The 20651-nt window shown below is 52.7% G+C and carries 21 protein-coding genes; 11 read left to right on the forward strand and 10 right to left on the reverse strand.

Translation table 11 applies throughout. The annotated features are described in order from the left end of the window. Window positions 1–106: 106 nt before the first annotated feature. The 7 genes from JJL52_RS19560 (at window position 107) to JJL52_RS19590 (ending at window position 8286) form a co-directional block, all read left to right on the forward strand. Window positions 107–367, forward strand: coding sequence for a UPF0175 family protein (locus JJL52_RS19560; protein ID WP_202054195.1), 261 nt, complete (start codon window positions 107–109; stop codon window positions 365–367). Continuing rightward, complete coding sequence (locus tag JJL52_RS19565) at window positions 364–840, forward strand: PIN domain-containing protein (RefSeq protein ID WP_202054196.1); 477 nt, start codon at window positions 364–366, stop codon at window positions 838–840. The genes JJL52_RS19560 and JJL52_RS19565 overlap by 4 nt, the downstream gene beginning before the upstream one ends. Further along, window positions 837–3893 carry a type I restriction endonuclease subunit R gene (locus JJL52_RS19570; RefSeq protein ID WP_202054197.1) on the forward strand — a complete coding sequence of 1019 codons (3057 nt, stop codon included), beginning with the start codon at window positions 837–839 and terminating at the stop codon, window positions 3891–3893. The genes JJL52_RS19565 and JJL52_RS19570 overlap by 4 nt, the downstream gene beginning before the upstream one ends. Continuing rightward, on the forward strand, window positions 3893–4609 hold the full coding sequence (locus JJL52_RS19575) for a M48 family metallopeptidase (protein ID WP_202054198.1): 717 nt from the start codon (window positions 3893–3895) through the stop codon (window positions 4607–4609). Before JJL52_RS19570 ends, JJL52_RS19575 begins: the two co-directional genes overlap by 1 nt. A gap of 195 nt (window positions 4610–4804) precedes the next feature. Next, window positions 4805–5788 carry an FRG domain-containing protein gene (locus JJL52_RS19580; RefSeq protein WP_202054199.1) on the forward strand — a complete coding sequence of 328 codons (984 nt, stop codon included), beginning with the start codon at window positions 4805–4807 and terminating at the stop codon, window positions 5786–5788. A 189-nt stretch (window positions 5789–5977) separates the two neighbouring features. After that, window positions 5978–7336, forward strand: coding sequence for an SIR2 family protein (locus tag JJL52_RS19585; protein ID WP_202054200.1), 1359 nt, complete (start codon window positions 5978–5980; stop codon window positions 7334–7336). 8 nt (window positions 7337–7344) lie between these two features. Then, a complete protein-coding gene (locus tag JJL52_RS19590) occupies window positions 7345–8286 on the forward strand; it encodes a GIY-YIG nuclease family protein (protein ID WP_202054201.1) in 942 nt (313 codons plus the stop codon). Window positions 8287–8384: 98 nt separating this feature from the next. Here the strand turns inward: JJL52_RS19590 and JJL52_RS19595 are convergent, their stop codons facing one another. Genes JJL52_RS19595 through JJL52_RS19605 form a run of 3 tightly spaced genes read right to left on the reverse strand, consistent with a single transcriptional unit; the run spans window position 8385 to window position 10046 of the window. Continuing rightward, entirely contained in the window at window positions 8385–9341 is a 957-nt protein-coding gene (locus tag JJL52_RS19595) for a tyrosine-type recombinase/integrase (protein WP_202054202.1), read from the reverse strand. Then, window positions 9338–9805 (reverse strand): putative toxin-antitoxin system toxin component, PIN family, encoded by a 468-nt coding sequence (locus JJL52_RS19600; RefSeq protein ID WP_202054203.1) that lies wholly within the window; start codon window positions 9803–9805, stop codon window positions 9338–9340. Before JJL52_RS19600 ends, JJL52_RS19595 begins: the two co-directional genes overlap by 4 nt. Continuing rightward, window positions 9759–10046 carry a ribbon-helix-helix domain-containing protein gene (locus JJL52_RS19605; protein WP_202054204.1) on the reverse strand — a complete coding sequence of 96 codons (288 nt, stop codon included), beginning with the start codon at window positions 10044–10046 and terminating at the stop codon, window positions 9759–9761. Before JJL52_RS19605 ends, JJL52_RS19600 begins: the two co-directional genes overlap by 47 nt. A gap of 513 nt (window positions 10047–10559) precedes the next feature. Here JJL52_RS19605 and JJL52_RS19610 point away from each other — a divergent pair. Then, window positions 10560–11006: a LexA family protein gene (locus JJL52_RS19610; RefSeq protein WP_202054205.1), complete on the forward strand. Its 447-nt coding sequence runs from the start codon at window positions 10560–10562 to the stop codon at window positions 11004–11006. Further along, window positions 11006–12283, forward strand: coding sequence for a Y-family DNA polymerase (locus JJL52_RS19615; protein ID WP_202054206.1), 1278 nt, complete (start codon window positions 11006–11008; stop codon window positions 12281–12283). The genes JJL52_RS19610 and JJL52_RS19615 overlap by 1 nt, the downstream gene beginning before the upstream one ends. A 72-nt stretch (window positions 12284–12355) precedes the next feature. Here JJL52_RS19615 and JJL52_RS19620 read toward each other — a convergent pair whose 3' ends face one another. Further along, entirely contained in the window at window positions 12356–12829 is a 474-nt protein-coding gene (locus tag JJL52_RS19620; RefSeq protein ID WP_202054207.1) for a hypothetical protein, read from the reverse strand. Between the two features lie 20 nt (window positions 12830–12849). Between JJL52_RS19620 and JJL52_RS19625 the strand changes: the two genes are divergently transcribed. Continuing rightward, window positions 12850–13674, forward strand: coding sequence for a GIY-YIG nuclease family protein (locus tag JJL52_RS19625; protein WP_202054208.1), 825 nt, complete (start codon window positions 12850–12852; stop codon window positions 13672–13674). A gap of 48 nt (window positions 13675–13722) precedes the next feature. Here the strand turns inward: JJL52_RS19625 and JJL52_RS19630 are convergent, their stop codons facing one another. The 3 genes from JJL52_RS19630 to recD2 form a co-directional block, all read right to left on the reverse strand. Next, entirely contained in the window at window positions 13723–13998 is a 276-nt protein-coding gene (locus tag JJL52_RS19630; protein WP_202054209.1) for a hypothetical protein, read from the reverse strand. Between the two features lie 86 nt (window positions 13999–14084). Next, window positions 14085–14450 carry a pyridoxamine 5'-phosphate oxidase family protein gene (locus tag JJL52_RS19635; protein ID WP_236994382.1) on the reverse strand — a complete coding sequence of 122 codons (366 nt, stop codon included), beginning with the start codon at window positions 14448–14450 and terminating at the stop codon, window positions 14085–14087. A 114-nt stretch (window positions 14451–14564) separates the two neighbouring features. After that, window positions 14565–16781 carry an SF1B family DNA helicase RecD2 gene (gene recD2 / locus JJL52_RS19640; protein WP_202054211.1) on the reverse strand — a complete coding sequence of 739 codons (2217 nt, stop codon included), beginning with the start codon at window positions 16779–16781 and terminating at the stop codon, window positions 14565–14567. A gap of 274 nt (window positions 16782–17055) precedes the next feature. On the opposite strand from recD2, the gene JJL52_RS19645 reads away from it, so the two are divergent. After that, the gene (locus JJL52_RS19645) at window positions 17056–17385 is read left to right on the forward strand and encodes a hypothetical protein (protein ID WP_202054212.1); all 330 of its coding nucleotides are present in this window, start codon (window positions 17056–17058) and stop codon (window positions 17383–17385) included. Window positions 17386–17457: 72 nt separating this feature from the next. Here the strand turns inward: JJL52_RS19645 and JJL52_RS19650 are convergent, their stop codons facing one another. From JJL52_RS19650 to JJL52_RS19660, 3 genes are all read right to left on the reverse strand, one after another. After that, entirely contained in the window at window positions 17458–18567 is a 1110-nt protein-coding gene (locus JJL52_RS19650) for a metal-dependent hydrolase (RefSeq protein ID WP_202054213.1), read from the reverse strand. 247 nt (window positions 18568–18814) lie between these two features. After that, a complete protein-coding gene (locus tag JJL52_RS19655) occupies window positions 18815–19738 on the reverse strand; it encodes an ATP-binding protein (protein ID WP_202054214.1) in 924 nt (307 codons plus the stop codon). Next, the gene (locus tag JJL52_RS19660; RefSeq protein WP_202054215.1) at window positions 19731–20384 is read right to left on the reverse strand and encodes a hypothetical protein; all 654 of its coding nucleotides are present in this window, start codon (window positions 20382–20384) and stop codon (window positions 19731–19733) included. The genes JJL52_RS19655 and JJL52_RS19660 overlap by 8 nt, the downstream gene beginning before the upstream one ends. Between the last annotated feature and the right edge of the window lie 267 nt (window positions 20385–20651).

Genomic DNA, 20651 nt, shown 5'->3' on the forward strand with positions numbered 1-20651 from the left:
ATTGAAAATCGTTGAAAAATGGCGATAGAATCGAGAGGTTTTAGTCATACCTTCAAAGAAAATTGATACTATCATTCCTCCACTTTGCCTTTTTCCGTTTCCCACGATGAACATATCCTTTTCCGTCAATGACGACATTTTGCTGTCGCTGAAAGAAACCACCGAAGAATTTACCCAGGACGTCCGTTTTTTGTCGGCGTTGATGTGGTATCGCAAAAACCGCTTATCGCTCGGGAAAGCCGCGGAATTGGCGGGCTACAGCAAACTGGACTTCATCGAACGGATGAAATTGGAAAACGAGCCGATCTTCGATTACAGCGCAACAGAAATCGCCGAGATTTTTACGGATGCCGATAAATTGCCATGATCATCGTCGCGAACACCACGCCGATTATCTCGTTGGCCTCGATCGGACGGTTGGACATCCTCGAAAAGCTGTTCGGCAGCGTGATGATTCCGGAGGCGGTCTACCAGGAAATCAAGGCCAAGCCCGGTTACGGCTATGAGCAAGTTGACGCCTCGTTTATTGAGGTCCGCGCGATTCAGGGACTGTTGTACAAGGATTTCTTACTGACCCAGCTGGATTCGGGAGAAGCCGAAACGATCATTTTGGCAAAAGAGCTCAACGCCGATTTTGTCATTATCGACGAAAACTTAGGGTACCGGATTGCCAATAACGCCGGGCTGACGGCCATTCGGACGCTATCGCTGTTACTGAAGGCGAAGGAAAAAGGCCATATTGAGCAAGTCAAGCCCTTGCTGGACGAGATGATCACCAAAGGGCGGTGGTATTCCTCTACCGTATACCGGGCATTTTTGGAAAAAGCAGGCGAGCTATGACCGCCATCGGCAAACCCGAACGCGCGACGCAGAATCGCGTGATTGCCTTGTTTCAAGAGGAACTCGATTACCGCTACCTCGGCGATTGGACCGATCGCAATGGCAACAGTAACATTGAGGAAGGTTTGCTTTCCGCCTACCTGGACAGAAGCGGCTACAGCTCGGCAGAGATCGGCAGCGCGCTGCACAAGCTGCGTACTGAGGCCGACAATCACAGCCGTAACCTGTACCACAATAATCAAGCCGTTTACAAACTGCTCCGTTACGGGGTCCAAATCAAAACCGAAGCGGGTAAGGCCACTGAAACCGTCCACCTGATCAATTGGCAAGCCCCGGACAAAAACGACTTCGCGATTGCCGAAGAAGTCACGCTCAAGGGCAATCACGAACGACGCCCTGATCTGGTCCTGTACGTGAACGGCATCGCGATCGGCGTACTGGAACTCAAAAATAGCCGCGTGTCGATCGGCGACGGCATCCGGCAAAACCTCTCCAACCAGCAGCCGGAATTCAATGCGGGGTTTTTCAGCACGGTGCAGTTCGTTTTCGCCGGCAACGATTCGGAAGGCTTGCAATACGGCACCATCGGCACCTCGGAGAAATATTTCCTGAAGTGGAAAGAGGACGAAGAGGACAACAGCCGCTACAAGTTGGATAAATATCTGCTCAAGCTTTGCGAGAAGCGCCGCTTGATCGAATTGATGCACGATTTTGTGCTGTTCGACGGCGGCGTCAAGAAGCTGCCGCGCGTGCATCAGTATTTCGGCATCAAGGCGGCGCAGGACTCTGTGCGCCGGCGGCAAGGCGGCATCATCTGGCATACCCAAGGCAGCGGCAAGAGCATCGTAATGGTGTTGCTGGCCAAGTGGATCCTGGAAAATAACCCGCATGCCCGGGTCGCGCTCATTACCGACCGCGACGAACTGGATAAACAAATCGAGCGCGTCTTCAACGAGGCAGGGGAGACGATCCAGCGCACCCAGAGCGGCCGCGACTTGATGAGTCAGCTCGGCCAGGCGACGCCGCGGCTTTTGTGCTCGCTGGTTCACAAATTTGGTCGCAAAGATGTGGACGATTTCGATGCGTTTATCCAGGAACTGGAAGCGCAGCCCAGTCCGGCAGTCGGCGAGGTTTTTGTGTTCGTGGACGAATGCCATCGCACGCAAAGCGGCAAGCTGCATCGGGTGATGAAGGCGATGCTGCCGAATGCGGTATTTATCGGTTTCACTGGGACGCCGTTGTTGAAGAAGGACAAGGCGACCAGCCTGGAAGTCTTCGGCAGCCACAGCTACATCCATACCTATAAATTCGGCGAAGCGGTTGAGGATGGCGTGGTGCTGGATCTGGTTTACGAGGCGCGCGATATCGATCAAAAACTCGGCTCGGTGGACAAGATCGATGCCTGGTTCGAAGCGAAGACCAAAGGTTTGAACGACTGGCAGAAGGACGAGCTGAAAAAACAATGGGGCACGATGCAGAAGGTGCTCAGTTCGCGCTCGCGCATGGAGCGGGTAGTGGAAGACATCATCTTCGATTTCAGCGTCAAACCGCGCCTATCCAGCGCACGCGGCAACGCAATTCTAGTTGCCTCCAGCATCTATGAGGCGTGCAAATATTTAACGCTCTTTCAGAAAACGCCGTTCAAAGGCAAGTGCGCCTTAATCACGTCCTACAATCCGCAAGCCCAGGATGTGACCAAGGAAGAAACCGGCGCGAATACCGACACCGACAAGCAGTTCATCTACAACACTTATACCGACCTGCTGAAAGACATCACCGCGAAAGCGGGGATGACGAAAACCGAGACTTATGAGGAACAGGCGAAAGGGTTGTTCACGAAGGAGCCGGCCAACATGAAGCTGCTGGTTGTGGTGGATAAGCTGCTGACCGGATTCGATGCGCCGCCCTGCACCTACCTTTATATCGATAAATCGATGCAGGATCACGGGCTGTTCCAGGCTATCTGCCGCACCAATCGGCTGGACGGCGAGGACAAGGATTTCGGTTACATCGTCGACTATAAGGATTTATTCAAAAAAGTCGAAAACGCGATTTCGGTGTACACCGCGGAACTGGACCGCAGTGCCGGCGGCGCCGATCCGGATGTGTTGTTGCACGACCGTTTGCAAAAGGGCAGGGAACGACTCGACCAGGCATTGGAAGCCATCGTGCTGCTGTGTGAGCCGGTAGCGCCGCCGAAAGGCGAGTTGGAACATATCCATTACTTTTGCGGCAATACTGAAATGCCTTCCGACCTGGAAGAGCGGGAACCGCAACGCACCGCGCTCTATAAGGCCACGGCGGCCCTGGTGCGCGCCTACGCGACGATCGCCGATGAGATGGAGCCTGCCGGTTACAGTCACACCGATAGTGCCCGCATTAAGCAGAGGCTCGAACATTATTTAGTCATCCGCGAAATCATCCGCAAGGCCAGCGGCGAAACCCTCGATTTGAAAGCCTACGAAGCCGACATGCGGCATCTGATCGATACCTATATCCAGGCCGACGAACCGCGCAAGATTTCGCCGTTCGACGACCTGCCATTGCTGGAATTGATCGTCAAAACCGGCATTGCGGATGCCATCAATCAGCAATTGGGCGGGCTCAAGGGCAATAAGAACGCCATCGCCGAGAGCATCGAGAACAACGTCCGCCGCAAGATCATCAAGGAGCATCTGAACGACCCGGCGTTTTTCGAAAAGATGTCGGCGCTGCTCGACGAAATCATCGCGGCGCGCAAAGCCAAAGCGATCGAGTATGAAGAGTACTTGAAGCGGATTGCCGAAGTCGCGAAAAAAGTTGAGGCGGGCAAAGGCGAGGATACCCCTGAGCAACTGGATACCCCGGGGAAACGCGCGCTGTACAATAACCTGGACCAAAATGAGGCGTTAACCCTGAAAATTGACGAGACCATCAAACAGGTCCGTCCCGATGGTTGGCGCGGCGTTCAGGCGCGCGAGCAAATCATCAAGAAGGCGTTGTATGGCGTCTTACAGGATATTGCCGAAGTCGAGCGCATTTTCCTGATCATCAAAGCACAGCTCGAGTACTGATGGCCACCCAAATCACTCTGGGCAACCTCACGGTGGATATCGTGTTTAAGGACATCAAAAACATCCATCTCAGCGTTTATCCGCCTGACGGCAAAGTCCGCATCTCGGCGCCGGCCCGGATGAATCTTGATACCGTCCGCGTCTTCGCCATTTCCAAACTGGGCTGGATCAAGCAGCAGCAAGAGAAACTGCGCAGCCAGGATCGCGAGACGCCGCGCGAATACCTGGACCGGGAAAGCCACTACGTGTGGGGAAAGCGCTATCTGCTGAAAGTCGTGGAAGGCAATGCTGCACCGGGAATCGAGCTAAAGCACAACGCCATGGTGTTGCGGGTGCGGCCGGGAACCGATGAAGAAAAAAAACAGGCGCTGGTGGAAAGCTGGTACCGCGAACAACTCAAGGCAGCCGCCACCGATTTAATCGCTTGCTGGGAGCCGCTGATCGGCGTCAAAGTGGGGGCGTTTTTCGTGCAGCGCATGAAGACGAAGTGGGGCAGTTGCAACCCGATCAATCGCAGCCTCCGCCTCAATACCGAACTCGCCAAAAAGCCGCCTGAATGCCTCGAATATATCGTCGTGCATGAAATGGTGCACTTGTTGGAACCCACGCACAATGCGCGGTTCGTCGCGTTGATGGAGCGAGTTATGCCGAACTGGCGGATGTTTCGGGAACAATTGAATCAACTGCCCGTTCGGCATGAGATGTGGGATTATTGACATAATGAAATAGAGTTTCAGCCGTATGAATATGGCTATGTGTAACTCGTGCCATTCCTCGAAAATAAAAGAATCTAATCGTTCGTATAAACATAGGCAAAAATTGGCTCTATGCATGATAGTTCTCATGTTGATGAGTTACTTAATAGACAATATTAGCTATAGAATAATATGTTTTTATATATAAGGTAAAAAATGATTGAAATCGAAGCAGATGGAAATATTTCAAGTTTTATTCAAGCTTTGAAGGAAAATACTATACATATCGATATAAATCAAGAAACATGGTTTCGAGGTCAGCCAGATTACACTCACAAATTATTTCCAAGTATATTTAGGAATAACATTAATAATAGTCCGCAATTTGATCAAGTTGAAATGTATGAAGAAGCGGACATGTACGCAGAATTTATCAGGCGATACCCGGAGCATTCAAATAACCATAAAAATGTTTTTGAATGGCTAACTCTAATGCAACATTACCGTCTACCGACTAGGCTTCTTGATTGGACAACAAACTTGCTGGTAGCACTGTTTTTTTGTTGCAACGAGGAAAAAGATAAGGATGGAGCTATTTTTGTATTTAACCCAGTCTCTGACCTTTCACTACCTAACGATTTTGGTAAATTTTTAGAGATTCAAGTCACGTCTTATGATAAAACATTATTTTATGAACAACTATTTATGCTTTCTGATAATGCATTTGGGGAAGAAACGAAGATTAATGGAATAAAAATAAAAGATATAAAAAATGATGTTGGATATAAGATTTCTTCCATATGTAATGTTTCAAGGTGTTTTGAGGCTTTTGAAAGTTTAGAAAAATTTCATGGTATAGACCAATATGTTAGCCTAATAGATAATTTCTCTGATATTTATACTTTCAGACCTCCCCATTTAAACCATAGAATAAGGCAGCAGCACGGATGTTTCACTTTTCATGGTGGAAAGTTTTTTGAAGGTTGGGAGTTTATTAAGACTTTTAATATGGATAACCAATACAAACTGGTAAAAATAAAAGTGAATAGCGAAGACAAGCCTAGAATATTAACTGAACTAAACCTGTGTGGGATCTATGAGGCGACTTTATTTCCAGAAATGGAATATCAATCTAAACAAATAAGAGATCGCTATAGAAATATTTATACGCTCTTTAAAGGCACTCCAATACTTTATTAGAAATTATTTTATATATAAAATAATAAAAATATAACTAATTTTGATGATGTAATGGCGCATAGTCGATGAATAGAAATAATGGAAGGAAGGAATGATCCATCGTTTCAATCTAAAAAATGATAATTTCTATCTAGAATAAAGCGTTCGAGATTATGTGTAGTTATTCTTTCGAAAATCGAGGAGTTTGAAATGAGTCAAGGTTATGAAGCTTATCAGAAAACTGTGGAAGCTGACATTTCTACTTGCTTGGAAGAGATGTGCGTTCAACCAATCCTTTTTATTGGCTCAGGAATTTCTCAACGATATTTTGATGGTCCAAATTGGGATAATTTGTTAGAGCTAATGGCTCAGAAATGCCCTTTAGCTAAGGATTTTGCCTACTATCGCCAAAAGCATTCGTCTCTTATTGATGCGGGTACGGACCTTGCCGAACTCTATAGAGAGTGGGCTTGGGGCGAAGGAAGATCTGAATTTCCTGCCAACTTGTTTTCGAGTTACCAACCCGCCGATATTTACATCAAACATAAAGTCGCAGAATATTTTGAAGCTCTATCTTCATCTTCTCTAACAGAGGCAAAGAAAATACAACATGCAGTTGAGCTTGATGCGCTAAGAGGAATCCGACCTCATGCTATTATCACGACAAATTACGATAGATTCCTGGAAAATTTATTCCCGGAATACACTTCGATTATTGGGCAATCAATCCTGCGAGCTAATTACACCGATATCGGTGAGATTCTTAAAATTCACGGATGCTCTTCCGCACCTGAGAGCGTTGTTCTAACACGTAATGACTATAACGATTTTAATAAAAAGAAAAAATACCTTTCTGCCAAGCTTTTGACGTTCTTCGCAGAACATCCATTGGTGTTTCTTGGATACAAAGCCGAAGACCCGAATGTAAAGGAGATATTATCAGATATAGACGAAATTCTATCGGCAAAGGGAGAATTGATACCAAATATTTACCTCGTAGAATGGGATAAGAATGCTTCAAAGCTTCAGAATCAGCCATATGAGGTTCTGTTGAGTGTTGGCGATGATAAGACGGTCAGAATTAAACGTATTGTGGCAGATGATTTTGAATGGATTTACAAAGCGTTCAGCACTAATGATGTCATAGAGGCAATCAATCCTAAAGTATTAAGAGCTTTGCTCGCACGCACATATACGCTTGTCAGGCAAGATATTCCCAGACGCTCTGTTGATGTCGACTACCAGACACTTGAGCACGCTTTATCAGATGATGGATTTGCTAAGCTTTATGGGATTACTACTTTAGACGATCCGTCAACAGCTAATGCAAAATATCCATATTCACTAACACAAGTTGGGGAGAAACTGGGATATCCAAGCTGGCATAAAGCAAACCAATTATTAGAGCAGTTGCAGGAAATTTCAGGCAAAGACATAAAATCAAGTGACAATAAGTATCATCTTGCCATAAAGTCTGGAAATAAATCATTTGTTCGTAAATATTCTGATTCTTTTGTTGATCTCCTTCGGGAATTTAGAGACGGTGCCACTTACAATCTTCAAATTTAATCAGTTTTTTGACTTATCTCATGCGCCCATTCTCAATAAAAATATTTGTTCCCTCCGGCGATCCAGAAGGTGTACGTATCGTTTCTCGTGACGATTGGCCAGGAAAAGCCGTTGTATTTCCTCGTGAATTGCTGGGCGAAGTCAAAGGTCGCCGCGAATATCAACAACCGGGCGTTTATCTTTTAGCTGGAGGTAAAAAACTTTATATCGGCGAAGGTGACCCACTAGGCGAACGCTTAGGTGAACATGCTCGGAAAAAAGCCTTCTGGAAAAAAGCTGTATTTTTTACCGCTGAAGGTGGGAGACTAAACAAAGCACATGTTCAGCACCTTGAATCAAAACTTATTGCCTTGGCCCACGATGCGGGCTTAGTTGAGTTGGATAATGGCAATCAACCTACGACCCCAGCATTGAGCGAAGAGGAATATGCTTCAGCTGAGAATTTTTTGCGGGAAATCCTTTTGATACTTCCATTGCTTGGATTTTGGCAATTTGACGATGATCGCCAGGAAGAAGACGAAGCCGAAATACAAGAGGAAGCACAAGAGAAAATAGCAAGTAAAAAGGTCGGCAAACGCGCCAATATTTATTCAAGTTTGCCCAGAGGAATGCGTTTTAAATTTCATAGCAGTAGTAATATGAAAGCTGCTCTAGAACTCGTTGATGGTGGGGTGATAATTAAGGCCGGCAGTCAGGCAGTGTTGGAACCTAAACAACATTTCGAGATTCATGGAACCAGCTATGCGGCAAAACGCCGTGAGCTAATTGAGTCTGGTATTCTGCAATTGAAAAGTACTTTCTATATATTTTCTCAAGATCAATTTTTTTCATCGGCTTCAGCGGCTGCATCAGTCATAGCCGGACAGAATCATAATGCTGATCATTGGGTTGCTGAAGATGGAGATAATCTCGGAAATTTATTGAGAACAATAAGATTAAAGTCGAGCTAAAAGCTGAATCCGATCTTTAACTAGCGCGGTAGCGATCATATAACTAACCGTAAACAAGGCGCCGGCTGTCGTTGTTTTCCTCCCGTCAAATGGCTCTATCAATAATTTACCTTGAACGTCGGGCTGTCCTCCGGCCGGGTCTTCCGATGATCGTAGATCCGCGTCGTCGCAATGTTCGCGTGGCCGAGCCATTCCTGCACCTTCGCGATATCGGCTTGATGGTCGAGCGCGTTGGTGGCCGCCGTTGCCCGTAAGGAATGCGCGCCGATTTCAAAACCTAATTTCCCCGAATAGGCTCGCACGAGCTTATAGACGCCGTCGGGCGTGATGCCTTTCTCGCCGTGGCTTTTCATATTATTACTGACCGGGCGGAACAGGGCACCGGTCTCGTCGCTGCCATGCCCGGCCAATTCCAGATAGTCATGGATCAGGCCGCCCGCGGCCGGATGCAGCGGCACATAACGGGTCTTGCCGCCTTTACCGGACACCTTCAGGTGCGGCACCCCGCGCCGTTCGTTCTTGAAGTCTTTCACGGTCAGTTTACAGAGCTCTTCACGCCTGAGTGCATGATAGAGCAGGGTGGCCAGGATCGCCTTGTCCCGTAAAGTGCGCAGCGAGTCCCCATCCGGCGCATCCAACAATTTCCGCGCCTGGTGATCGCCCAAGGCCGGGGTCCGACCTTCGGTACTGTCATGCTTCGGCCGCTTGACGCCCTTGACCGGGTTATGGGTCACCGCGTTTTTCTCGCAGAGATAATCGAACAGCGAGGATAAAGCCGACAAGCGATGGCGGATCGTCGTGCCGTTCAGCATCCGATTACCCAAATCATCCCGCCAGGCGATCACATGCGCGCGGGTGACCACGCGGAATTCATCCGCTTGCTGGATCCCGGTAAAGTGCATGAAGTCCCGGATCGCGTTTTCATAGGCGCGCCGCGTCGCTTTATTGGTCAGGTTCGCGAACCATTCGACTTCCGGCGGCACCTCGCTGAGGCGCAAAAATGCTTCGGCGGTCAACAGCCGGTTTGGGGAGGAAAGCGTTTGAAGGTCGGTCATGGCAAGAGCCGTGTCAGATTGATGAAGTCGCGCACGGACACAATCTGGGTGCCTTCGTAACGAGCCAGCGCAAGCAAGTGCGGCTTATCGCCGGTGACCAGATAATCCGCTTCCCCGCCCAGCGCGAGGGCCAGCAAATAATTATCGTCCGGATCCGGCGATACCTCCACCGCGGGCAGGTTCTCCATCAAAACGGCCAGCTCGCGCAAATGATTGATCAGGCGCCCGGCCAATGACGGCTTCAGTCGCGCGCTGATTTTGGGATAGCGGGTCACGCGCATCAATTCTTCCAGCTGCAGGTCGGACGTCAACAGGTCAAAACGACCACGCCGCCACTGGGTGAGGAGTTGAGCAGGCAAGGACGTTTCGATCAGCAACGCGCTGACCAGGACATTCGTGTCCAGCACCACCCGCATCTCAGGCTTCGGGCTTCGGCGGGTTGGCCAGCGTTTCGCGCCGCTCATGCCGGACCGCGTCGGTGGCTTCGTCAATCAGGTCCTGCAGTGCCTCGGGCTCGAGATCGCTAAACGCGGCACGCGTCTCGCTCAGCGTTTGCTCAAAGACCCGCCACCGCACGGCCTCTTCAATGAATTTAGACAAATCGCCTTTTTTGAGCCCGCGCTGCGCGAGCAGACTGCGCACCGCGATGTCGGTGTCTTTCGAGACCTTGACCGTCCAGCGCGTAGTGTTGTCAGGGGTTGCCATCGGCTGCCTCTTTAATAAACATTTATACATTTAGCTGTTTAGCTGTTTAGCTGTTTAGCTGTTTAGCTGTTTAGCTGTTTAGTACCCTAGCATGCTAGGCCGCTAAATGCGAGAGGTTTTTGGTGGGTGTTTTACTCTTGATAAAATGTGTTATCAAGAGTTAAAAACGTGAAATAGGGCAGGGCATCTTGATAAAAATCAAGATACGATCGACAGATTTTCTTTTACACGGCGAGCAATGAGTATTCGTTCAATCCCTTCGTAGACTCCACTGAATACGCCTCAGATTGTTGACCATCGTACACACCGGCCTAACCTCTACACGCACCCTGCCGAATACACTTTCAACAGCCTTTGCATGACCCGCGCCGAAATTTGTCGATAATCCCTCCGCAACGCCGGGACCCGAAAACCTGCAGCAAGTTATTTTTTGAATTCTTGGTGGTTTAATCAAAATCTCTTAGAATAGAGAACATAAAGAGAACACAAAAACAGAAATCTTCGCTTAGCATTATGGATCGATCGCTTGCAGACCAATACTTGACCGGTTTATGTCGGCCTTTCTGGCTTCGACAGCTGAAGCTGCCCTTATTTTCTGGCAAAGTAGCCGCCGGCTTCCCCTCGCCGGCAGACGATTACGTCGAGAAAACCCTGGACCTGAACGAGCTGCTCGTGAAGAAGCCGGCCGCGACCTTTTTTGCCCGAGCGCAAGGGGAATCAATGCTCGGCGCCGGCATCCACCCGAACGACATTCTGGTCGTCGACCGTTCGATCGAGCCGGTGCCTGGAAAGATCGTGGTGTGCGCACTGAACGGCGAGCTGGTCGTCAAGCGCTTGAAGCGCCTGGATAACCAGTGGGTTTTAGCGTCGGAGAATCCGTTTTACCCCGACATTCGCCTGAACGAAGAACTGGACATGGTGGTCTGGGGCGTGGTGACTAACGTGATCCATCCGGTGTAATGCCACCGCTACTCGCCCTGGTCGATTGCAACAATTTTTACGTCTCCTGCGAGCGCGTATTCCGGCCGGATCTGATCGGCAAGCCGGTCGCCGTGCTCAGCAACAATGACGGCTGCATCGTCGCCCGCAGCCAGGAAGTGAAGGACTTGGGCATCAAGATGGGCATGCCGGTGTTTCAGGTGCAAGCCCTGATCCATCGGCATAAGATTCAGCTGTTCTCGTCCAATTACACGCTCTACGCCGATATGTCTTCCCGCGTGATGTCGATCCTGGAGGAGTTTACTCCCAGCCTGGAAGTGTATTCGATCGACGAGGCCTTCCTGGACCTGACCGGCGTATGCGATCAAGACCCGATCGAATACGGCCAGCGGATCAAAAAAGCCGTATTGCGCTCCACCGGCATCCAGGTCTGCGTCGGCATGGGGCCGACCAAAACCTTGGCGAAACTGGCGAATTTCGCGACCAAGCGCTGGCAGCAAACCGGCGGCGTGCTCGATCTGTCGGACCCGATACGCCGGGAAAAGCTAATGCGGATCGTGCCGGTCGGCGAGGTTTGGGGCATCGGCTCGCGAATCGCCGCCCGCTTGAATCAACTCGGCATCGTGACCGTCTGGGACCTGGCTAGCCAGCCGGTAGATCGGATTCGGAAACAGTTCAATGTCGTTGTCGCCCGCACCGTGATGGAATTGAACGGCATTCCCTGCCTGGAGCTGGAAGAGATCGCGCCGGACAAGCAGCAGATCGTCTGCTCGCGCAGCTTCAGCCGCCGACTGACCGAGTATTGGGAACTGTCCGAGGCCTTGGCCGAATTTGGCAGCCGGGCCGCGGAAAAACTGCGCTTCCAGAGCTCGGTCGCCGGCCATATCAGCGTGTTTATCCGCACCAACCCCTTCAATCCGGCCGAGCCGCTATACCAGCGGGCGGCCGGCATCACCTTGCCGTTTGCGACGCAGGACACCCGCGTGATCGTCGGCACCGCCAACCGCCTTCTGAAGGAGCTGTTCCGGGAAGGTTACCGTTACCAAAAATGCGGCGTGCAGCTGAGCCGGATCCAGCCCGCATCTCTTCCCGATCAGATGGATCTATTTGATTCGGCGGCATTCGCACAAGGCGAAAGCGAAAAACTCATGCAAGCCGTGGATCGGATCAACCGGCGGTTTCCGAAGGGCATCGTCGTAGCGGCGGCCGGTTCTGATAAAAGTTGGAAGCCGAAGGCCGAGCGGGTTTCCAATCGCTATACGACGGACTGGCGGGAGCTGGTTAATGCGAAGTGCTGATTCTCACCAGCAATCTTGAATGCATTAGGAGACCGTTCGTGCGCTATTTTTAAAACCGTGCGATGAACCGAATCAAGCCGTTTCTTTGCCCCTGGCGCTCGCCACATCCGATAGCGCCGCTTCGTCTTCGTCCGCAATCTGCCATTCCTCTTGCATCAGTTGGCCGTCGCAATTCGGGCAAACCACGCAAAGATACTCGTCATTATGCACTTCCAAGTGGGTGAGCCATGGTTTTGTGACTTTTGTTGCCTCCATCAGGACGTAAGCCACATGGGGAGCGGTCATGTCGACCGGCCCGTTGCATTTAGCGCACGTTCCGACAGGGTTCGTGGTCGGCGGCAATATGCTTAAGCCCAGCGAATCCATGACTTCGGGAACGCTGACGTCGGCGCAGCCTACGCTGCAAAAATGCTTGAGGCTGTCAGAATAAAGCGCCTGAGCTTGAACAAGCTCTCCCTCATTCGAATAACAAAAAACTTGAACATTCCGGTCCAGGTAAACCCGGCGGTCGGAAAGTTCGTTTTGGCAGTGGTCACATTGATTCATGTTCTGCGTCCGATTGATTCATGAGCTATCATACGGTCAAAGAGGCAAAGGTGCCTAGCTTTAAAAAAGCAGGGATTGCCGAAAAGAACGCGATCAATGAAAGAACCGGGGATATAACCGCATTGGCGGGAGTGGATGCTCCGTTGCTTTTACTGTCTCGGTTCGTAAACCAAATTTTATGGCCGATAATGAGAAGAACAGACCTGCAGCTCGATGATTTCACCTCTTTGAATGACTACATGCTCTGCGAAGGCGGCGCCGTCCGCATCGCCGAGAAAGACGGGAGGTTCTATGTGATTACCGATGAAGGCGGGATGGACGTTTTTCTTGCCGAAGAGGATCTGGCCGATCTGCCTTTATTTACGGTTCTTGAGTTTGACACGGAGCGAGAGCGTAGCGAATATTTAGTAAAGCGGTTTGGGTCCAGGGAGGACGCGCAGAATTATGAGAGTAACGAGCTTCTCCAGCTTAAAACCATGGGCTTCCGCAAAATCGGCCAATGGCGGCTTGAGAAAGACGGCCTTGGCGCCTCCCTATCCCATCATTACGAATCGGCCAACATCCTCTTCGCCTTTGTCTGTGACGGATCGCTCGTCTATCTCGGCAAGACGGATTTGCCTTTGGAAAAGCTCTTTTGGAACCTGAAATATGAAAACTCAGAACTGAGCAAATTAATTCACGAAGCCCTTCAGGTTCGTAAAACCGTAGAAATCCATTCGCTCCCCGATAACGGCTTGCTCTACTTCGGCGGATTCCAGCTGAATCTGGCGGACGGTTTATATGATTCGATGATTTCAGAGCTCAGACCCTCATGGAACCGAGCGGTTATCATGGCTCCAAGCTAAATCGTCTTAAACGTGGCTACCCACTTCCGCGTTCTATTCGACAAGCATTCAGCGTTTCGCATGCCTCGATAGCTCATCCAGCCGCATCAGCAAAGCCAGCAGTACTCGCGGAGCGCCTCTGTACCCTTCATAGCCTTCCTGCTGCCAGACCGATACCATGGCTTCCATGGCCCTGTAGGCCGGGCTGTCCCCATCGAAGAGCACTTCCTCAAGCGCCGCTACATCCAGTCTGAATTCCCGCTGACCATTTTCGCGGAGCTGGTAATAATCGTCCAAGGCGTCCGTCCAATACGGGTCATCTGACCAATGTTTAATGTCTTCCATCTTCGATCCCCTCAGTCATAAGTATTCTTGTCACCCAATCGGGCGCTCGGCGCTGTCATCAGCCCGCCCAAGGGCAATTATTTACTTCAGCCCAGCAAAGGGATGCAGTCCGAACCGCAGCCTCGCGCCGCGGAGGCCGACGATGTGCCGGGCCGATGCAGGACGCCCCGCGTGGGCGTGACGAGGATTCGGGCATCGGGGCCGCTGCCGATCACGCCGCCATCGCCATCGACAATCAAACTGTAACCCCCGGCCTCGGTTGGAGGCCACAGCAGGCTGAGCAACGGGCGGGCGGCGACGTTGGCGGTGCTACGCGTGCCGGTGCTTATTAGAATGCGGTCTCCCTGCCATTCGATCGACACGGCCACCGCATGGGGCCGGCCGTCGTCGCCCGTGGTCAACAGGTAAGGGTGGATGCCGAACCGCGCGCTTTCTTCGCGCAGTTGATCCATGGGAAGCGCCTCGCTCATACGCATACCTCAACTCATTGGCTTTGAAAACCTGGAATATCCGTCATTATCCCTGTTTCAGGGCCTGCGAGTGAAGTTTATCGCCTTGATAAACCATTATTCCAACCCATTCGGTTCCGTTCCACCCTTCAACCGCGCGACCAAATTCGTCAGCCGCTTCTGCGAGCGTTGCGTTCTGACCGCCATGCTTAAAGCCTTCGGCTGCGCGACCAGAACCACCAGCTGCTTCCCGCGCGTCACCCCAGTGTAAAGCAGGTTTCGCTCCAGGAGCAGGTAATGCGACATGGCCATCGGAATTACCACGACCGGATATTCCGAGCCCTGGCTTTTATGGATGCTGGTCGCATAGGCCAGGCTGATCTCGTCCAGCTCATTGAATTCGTACTCGACCAGCCGGTCGTCGAACTGGATCTGCAAGAGGCTTTCTTCCAGGTCGATCTTCTGGACCGTGCCGATATCGCCGTTGAACACTTCCTTGTCGTAGTTATTGACGTTCTGGATCACCTTGTCGCCCGGCGCATAGGTCGAGCCGTACTTGGTGATCTTCGGCTCGCTGTCGCCGTTCAGACGGGCCTGCAGCTCGATGTTCAGCGACCTCGCGCCCAAGCCGCCCCGGTTCATCGGCGTCAGCACCTGGATGTCGTGGGTAGGATGAAACCCCCAACGCTTCGGAATGCGCTCGGTGACGACATGGATCAGCTTGGCGAACACGTCTTCCGGCGTGTCGGCGTGGATGCAGTAGAAATCGGACTTTTCGCCGCCGGTTTCGGCTTGCGGGACCTGCCCGTGGTTGATCTTGTGGGCATTGACGATGATCTGGGAGGTCGCTGCCTGGCGGAAGATTTCAGTCAGCCGGACCGTGGGAATCTGTCCGGAAGCGATGATGTCGGCCAGCACGGCGCCGGGACCGACCGAGGGCAACTGGTCGACATCGCCGACGATTAAGAGCGCGGCCCGAGACGGCACCGCTTTCAGCAGCTGGTTCATCAACACGACATCCATCATCGAAGCCTCGTCGATCACCAGCACGTCGAGATCGAGCGGATTGTCCTCGTTGTGCTTGAACGCGTGCTCCTGGGGATCGAATTCCAGCAGCCGATGCACGGTCTTGGCTTCCAGGCCGGTCGATTCGGTCAGGCGCTTGGCGGCCCGTCCGGTCGGGGCGCACAACCCGATCGTGACGCGTTTGGCTTTGAGGATTTTCAGAATGCTGTTGACCAGCGTGGTCTTGCCGACGCCGGGGCCGCCGGTGATCACCGAAACCTTGCTGCAGAGCACCCGATCGACGGCGTTTTTCTGCGATTCCGAGAGCGTCAGGCCGGTCTTTTCCTCCACCCAGGGGATTGCCTTGGCGGTGTCGATTTCGCCCCATGGCAATGATCCCTGGCGCAACCGGAGCAGGTTCGCCGCGCAGCCGGTTTCCGCGCGGTACAACGGCGCGAGAAACAGCGCTTCCTGCCCGTCGATCAGCTCGGAAACCAGGTTTTCCTCGGCCAATTCGCCGGCGATCGCCTGCACGATCACGTTTTCCGGAATCTCCAGCAGCTGGACGGCCATCTCGACCAGCTTGTCCCGGAACGCCGCGCAATGTCCGTCGCCGGACCATTCCTGCAGCACATGACGGACGCCGGCCTGCGCCCGGATCAGCGATTGCGGGCCGATGCCCAGCTTTTGCGCTAAAGCGTCGGCGGTCTTGAAGCCGATGCCGTGGATGTCCAACGCCAGGCGGTAGGGGTTTTCTCGCACCTTGTCGATCGCCTCCTCGCCGTAGGTCTTGTAAATCCGGACCGAGCGCGAGGTCCCGACGCCGTGCGACTGCAGGAACACCATGATTTCGCGGATCGACTTTTGCTCCGCCCAGGCGGAAGCAACTTTCTGCCGTCGCTTGGGGCCAATGCCGTCCAACTCCTGCAGGCGCTCCGGCATCTGCTCGATCACGTCGAACACATCGGCGCCGAAGGCCTTCACTAATTTCTTCGCGAAATGCGGGCCTATGCCCTTCACCATACCGGAGCCGAGGTATTTCTCGATGCCTTCCAGGGTGGTCGGCGGCACGATCTTCAGCTCATTGGCCTTGAATTGCAGGCCGTGCTGCCGGTCGTTGGCCCAGAAGCCCAGGCACTCGATGAATTCACCGGCGGTCACGCTGGCAGCGGAGCCGACGACCGTCACCAGATCACGGTAGCCTTTGACCTTAACGCGCAGCACGCAGAAGCCGGTCGCCTCGCTGTGGAAGGTGACGCGCTCGATCGAGCCGGACAGGCGTTCAAGCGAGTCGCGGTTTTGAGGAGTAACAGGCGTGTTATTGGGCATACTGGGCTTGGCAGTCGAAGTCGCACGATTATAGTGCTTGCCAAGCAAGATAAGGAATTTGAGAGTCTTCAGACGACTCTTTGCCGCCTGTTGTGTTTTCCCTTGAAAATCTGCTTAATATCAGTAAACTGACTCCAGATATCCGAGTCTGTTTATCCCCACATTTTTAGGATGATAGTCTGCAATTGAACTCGGCTAACATCATAGATTTATCGCTAATCTGCTTAAAAAGCTGGGGAATGAGCGGAAACATTTAATTACTTATTAGCATTCCATGTACTCCGGCGAATTAATATTTGAAGACAGAGAGCCAATTGAAGTTACTTCGTTGATCGTTCGTGACACTGAGGCTGCATTTGAGCTAGTGGGCTGGTGGGGTGAACATGGGCGCTGGAAACGTTCGGGCATCGCCTTCAAGCATGGGCTGAACTTCAGCTCTGACTTTCGGCCGTCATACAGAGTACCGACAGGTATAGAGGGATACAACTGCAAAATTATCTTCTATGAACTAGCTCGGACAGACAAACGGCTTACTGTCCGCGGTTCTTGGATAGAAGAAGGTGAAGAACGTGATTTCAGCGGATTCCTCCAGCAGAAAAATTAACAATGTACCCCAGCTGCTGGAAAATACACAAAGCCAGGAAGAAACTGGCCGAGCGTTATTAATGGATTCCTGCTAAAACATCCCTTCCAACACCGCCGGCGTCGACGCTTTCTCTGTCTCGCCGGCGAAATTCAGTTCCACTACCCTATCTCCCGGCTTCAGCCAAAACTGCACCACGACCTCGCCCCGGATTGCGGTCAGATTCAGGTATTCCCGCAAATCCTCCGCCTTCGCATAATGCAGCCGGACCTTGTCGCCGCTCCAAATGACGGGATGATAGGTTTCGATCTGGCTGACGTTGACCACCTTGTCGGCATCGACATAGAGCTCGCCGAGCAGGTAATAGCCGTGATTGGCCTTCAAATTCTCGACCAGCCAGCGCAGCGAGCGTCCTTTCATATCCATGCGCTGCGAGATCACGCGCAAGGGCTCGCCCTCGATCAGCACCGCGTCGACCGGGTACAGGTTGTGCTGGATCTGGCTCTTGCCGACCGAGCGGGCCTTGCCGTCGTGCTCGATGATCAGGCCGCTTTGCCAGGCGCCGAGCACCGGGCAGTTGCATTCGATATGCTCCAGGGTCAGATTGTCGATCGCCTTCAGTTCCAGCGTGTGCCAGTTCAGGCCCTGCACCTCGACGAACTCGTCGTAGGCGATATCGAAGTCCTTCAGCAATTGATGCAGGCCGCCGCGCAGGCCCAGCCCGCTCAGCGGGTACAGGCCGGCGCAGAACACCAGCAGAGCGCAGAGGACGATCATCTCCGCCTTGCTGCCGACCTCCAGCCGGTATTTCATCTTGCCCGGCATCACCACCCGGATCGGCGACGGCCAGAACAGGTCAACGCCGCGAATGTTGGCCATGTCGATCTGGATATGCGACCAGTAGCCGCCGACCACGGACCAGAAACACAAAGGATAAAAGAAAACCAGCGGCGCAGCCAGCGCCGCGAGGATCGCGACGCCGATGATCGAATGGGTAATGGTGCGATGGCCGAAGCGCTTTTCGAGCGGCACCGAAATGAAGAACAGCGGCCGCCCAACTTTCGAGGTCGGGATGTCGATGTCGGGCATGAACGAGAAGAACACCGCCAGGCTCCACGAAACCGGATCGGTCGGATATTCGAAGACGGCCGCGCCGCCCAAATACAAGGCGGTCGCGAAGCCGGCGTGGGTCGCGGCTAGCATCCTGAATGGTATGATATGGTATGGTATGGTTTCATATCATACTACTCAGGTATAAACGTTTCGGTTTTCCATTGATATCGACAATCCCGACAATGCCACTGCGGCGCGTCAATGTCGAAACAGCAGCCGCCCAAGACTATTTTTCCGGCCTCTGCTTGCGCTATATCCTCATGGCTCGGCATACCGTAAATGATCTTCGCAATCTTTTTGCTTTGGCATTTTGGGCACTGTGATCGCTTTTTCGCCATTATCGCCCTACCCCTTTGAACACGAAGAAGCGGAAGGTCAGGAACAGCGCCGTCCCTAGGCCGCCCATGATGTACAGCGTCTTGTCGCCGGTGCCCATGCCGACATAGCGCATCGAGACGATCACCGCCCCCAAGATCATCACCATCGGCGTGAAATCGAGATAGCTGACGCCGGCCTCGTGCCGCATCTCGCGCACCTTGCGCTTGTCGATGATCCGCTCCTTGCCTGACTCGTCGAGCATGTCGTAAACCGCCTGCGGCACCCCGCCCGCTTGTTTGATGACGTGACTGATGTACAGGTCAGGCGACTCGATCAAGACGCCCTTCGCCTCGATGTACTTCTTCACGATCACCCGCACCACCTCCGCCGGCAGCGGCTTGACTTCGATCTCCTTCATCTTCCACCACAGCTTCCGGATCCGGGCCTTCTTTTCCGAAGCGCAGCCGATTACCTGGGCGCAGTCGAAGATCGCGAGCCAGAACGCCATTTGCGTTGGCGTCAGCGAGGTCAAATCGTCGACCGCGATCACCGGCTTGCTCTCGGACCTGGCCAACGCCGGGATGAGCGCCTGGGTCAGGTCGCGCATGCTCATCCGGTTGACCTGGCTTTTCACTTCCCGCCAATCGATCGCCGGCCCCGGCGTGTCATGAAGCTTCGCCGGCAGGTCCAGTTCCTTCGCGCTGAGCAGCCCCAAGGCGAGCATCTGCCGGGCCATGTCGACGAACTGCCCTTTCGCCTGGTGATCGTGCAGCTTGATCAAAAGCGCGATCTTGTCGGCCGCTTTCTCCAGCGCCGCCTTCAGCACCGCCGACTTGCCGATGCCGACCGGCCCGGACAGGATCACGTGCTTGCCCTTGCGGATTTCGGCCACCAGGTCGGCCACCAGCTGATCGCGACCCATCAATCCAATAATCTCATCCATCGTTGCCTCCCAACGTTTCGGTTTTGCCTTCCAGATAAGCCAACAGCGTTTTCCATTCGCGCCCGGCATACTTGGCCAGCTTGTAGCGCTGCGTCTTCGCCAGGACGCCGATCTTCGCGCCCAAGGCGTCCTCCTCGTTCAATTGGCTGCCGATCGTCCAGAGCGGATCCATTTCGGACGAGAAGCCCTGATTGATTCTCTCCTTCAGCCAGGCCGCCTTTTCCTTCAGGAACTTGCGCCGGACTTCCGAGGCAGCGAGTTCGGATTCCATCTGCCTGAGCTGGGCGATATCGAGGATCACCTTCGCGTGCAGGTCGTCGATCTCCTTGGCTTCGGCCACCGCCTTTAAGGCCTGCTCGCGCTCCTCCTTGATCGAGGACAGCGGGATGCTGATCTGCAGGCCGCCGTAGACTGTGTACGGGTCGTCCCGAAAATCGGTGCCGCCGAATCCCAGGCGGCCGCTCAGCGAGGTGTTCTGCAGCGCCCAGGTGACCGTATCTGGCTTCGCGTAGGCCTGGGTGACGCCCCGCTGCGCCTGGATGATCGGATTCGCGCCGCTGATGAAGGTCAGCACCGCGTCGTCGTCCCAAGCGGCCACCCTGAGCGGCAACAACAGCAGTAGACTCAATCCGGCGGATCGCAACATATAATTATTTTTGATAAAACAAAAATTAATTATTGTTATATCAAAAATAAATTTTTGTTACAACGATATTTATTTTTTAGCCCTCTTTACTTTTCTCTCGGCAAAGTATTACTATTAAAGTATTACTTTTTCACCAGGGAAACATTATGCGCGTCACCAGCAAAGGGCAAGTCACCATTCCCCAGAACGTCCGGGAAAGCATGGGCATCCTACCCGCCGAAACCGAGATCGAATTCGTGCAGGACGAAAACGGGCGCTGGTACATCG

This window comes from Candidatus Methylomicrobium oryzae (assembly GCF_016745425.1).
Lineage (GTDB): Bacteria > Pseudomonadota > Gammaproteobacteria > Methylococcales > Methylomonadaceae > Methylomicrobium > Methylomicrobium oryzae.

Bases quoted from the DNA above. Each gene is read 5' to 3' on its own strand.
- JJL52_RS19560 (WP_202054195.1), top strand. From the start codon at position 107: ATGAACATATCCTTTTCCGTCAATGACGACATTTTGCTGTCGCTGAAA.
- JJL52_RS19565 (WP_202054196.1), top strand. From the start codon at position 364: ATGATCATCGTCGCGAACACCACGCCGATTATCTCGTTGGCCTCGATC.
- JJL52_RS19570 (WP_202054197.1), top strand. From the start codon at position 837: ATGACCGCCATCGGCAAACCCGAACGCGCGACGCAGAATCGCGTGATT.
- JJL52_RS19575 (WP_202054198.1), top strand. From the start codon at position 3,893: ATGGCCACCCAAATCACTCTGGGCAACCTCACGGTGGATATCGTGTTT.
- JJL52_RS19580 (WP_202054199.1), top strand. From the start codon at position 4,805: ATGATTGAAATCGAAGCAGATGGAAATATTTCAAGTTTTATTCAAGCT.
- JJL52_RS19585 (WP_202054200.1), top strand. From the start codon at position 5,978: ATGAGTCAAGGTTATGAAGCTTATCAGAAAACTGTGGAAGCTGACATT.
- JJL52_RS19595 (WP_202054202.1), bottom strand. From the start codon at position 9,341: ATGACCGACCTTCAAACGCTTTCCTCCCCAAACCGGCTGTTGACCGCC.
- JJL52_RS19600 (WP_202054203.1), bottom strand. From the start codon at position 9,805: ATGAGCGGCGCGAAACGCTGGCCAACCCGCCGAAGCCCGAAGCCTGAG.
- JJL52_RS19605 (WP_202054204.1), bottom strand. From the start codon at position 10,046: ATGGCAACCCCTGACAACACTACGCGCTGGACGGTCAAGGTCTCGAAA.
- JJL52_RS19610 (WP_202054205.1), top strand. From the start codon at position 10,560: ATGGATCGATCGCTTGCAGACCAATACTTGACCGGTTTATGTCGGCCT.
- JJL52_RS19615 (WP_202054206.1), top strand. From the start codon at position 11,006: ATGCCACCGCTACTCGCCCTGGTCGATTGCAACAATTTTTACGTCTCC.
- JJL52_RS19620 (WP_202054207.1), bottom strand. From the start codon at position 12,829: ATGAATCAATGTGACCACTGCCAAAACGAACTTTCCGACCGCCGGGTT.
- JJL52_RS19625 (WP_202054208.1), top strand. From the start codon at position 12,850: ATGAGCTATCATACGGTCAAAGAGGCAAAGGTGCCTAGCTTTAAAAAA.
- JJL52_RS19630 (WP_202054209.1), bottom strand. From the start codon at position 13,998: ATGGAAGACATTAAACATTGGTCAGATGACCCGTATTGGACGGACGCC.
- JJL52_RS19635 (WP_236994382.1), bottom strand. From the start codon at position 14,450: ATGGATCAACTGCGCGAAGAAAGCGCGCGGTTCGGCATCCACCCTTAC.
- recD2 (WP_202054211.1), bottom strand. From the start codon at position 16,781: ATGCCCAATAACACGCCTGTTACTCCTCAAAACCGCGACTCGCTTGAA.
- JJL52_RS19645 (WP_202054212.1), top strand. From the start codon at position 17,056: ATGTACTCCGGCGAATTAATATTTGAAGACAGAGAGCCAATTGAAGTT.
- JJL52_RS19650 (WP_202054213.1), bottom strand. From the start codon at position 18,567: ATGCTAGCCGCGACCCACGCCGGCTTCGCGACCGCCTTGTATTTGGGC.
- JJL52_RS19655 (WP_202054214.1), bottom strand. From the start codon at position 19,738: ATGGATGAGATTATTGGATTGATGGGTCGCGATCAGCTGGTGGCCGAC.
- JJL52_RS19660 (WP_202054215.1), bottom strand. From the start codon at position 20,384: ATGTTGCGATCCGCCGGATTGAGTCTACTGCTGTTGTTGCCGCTCAGG.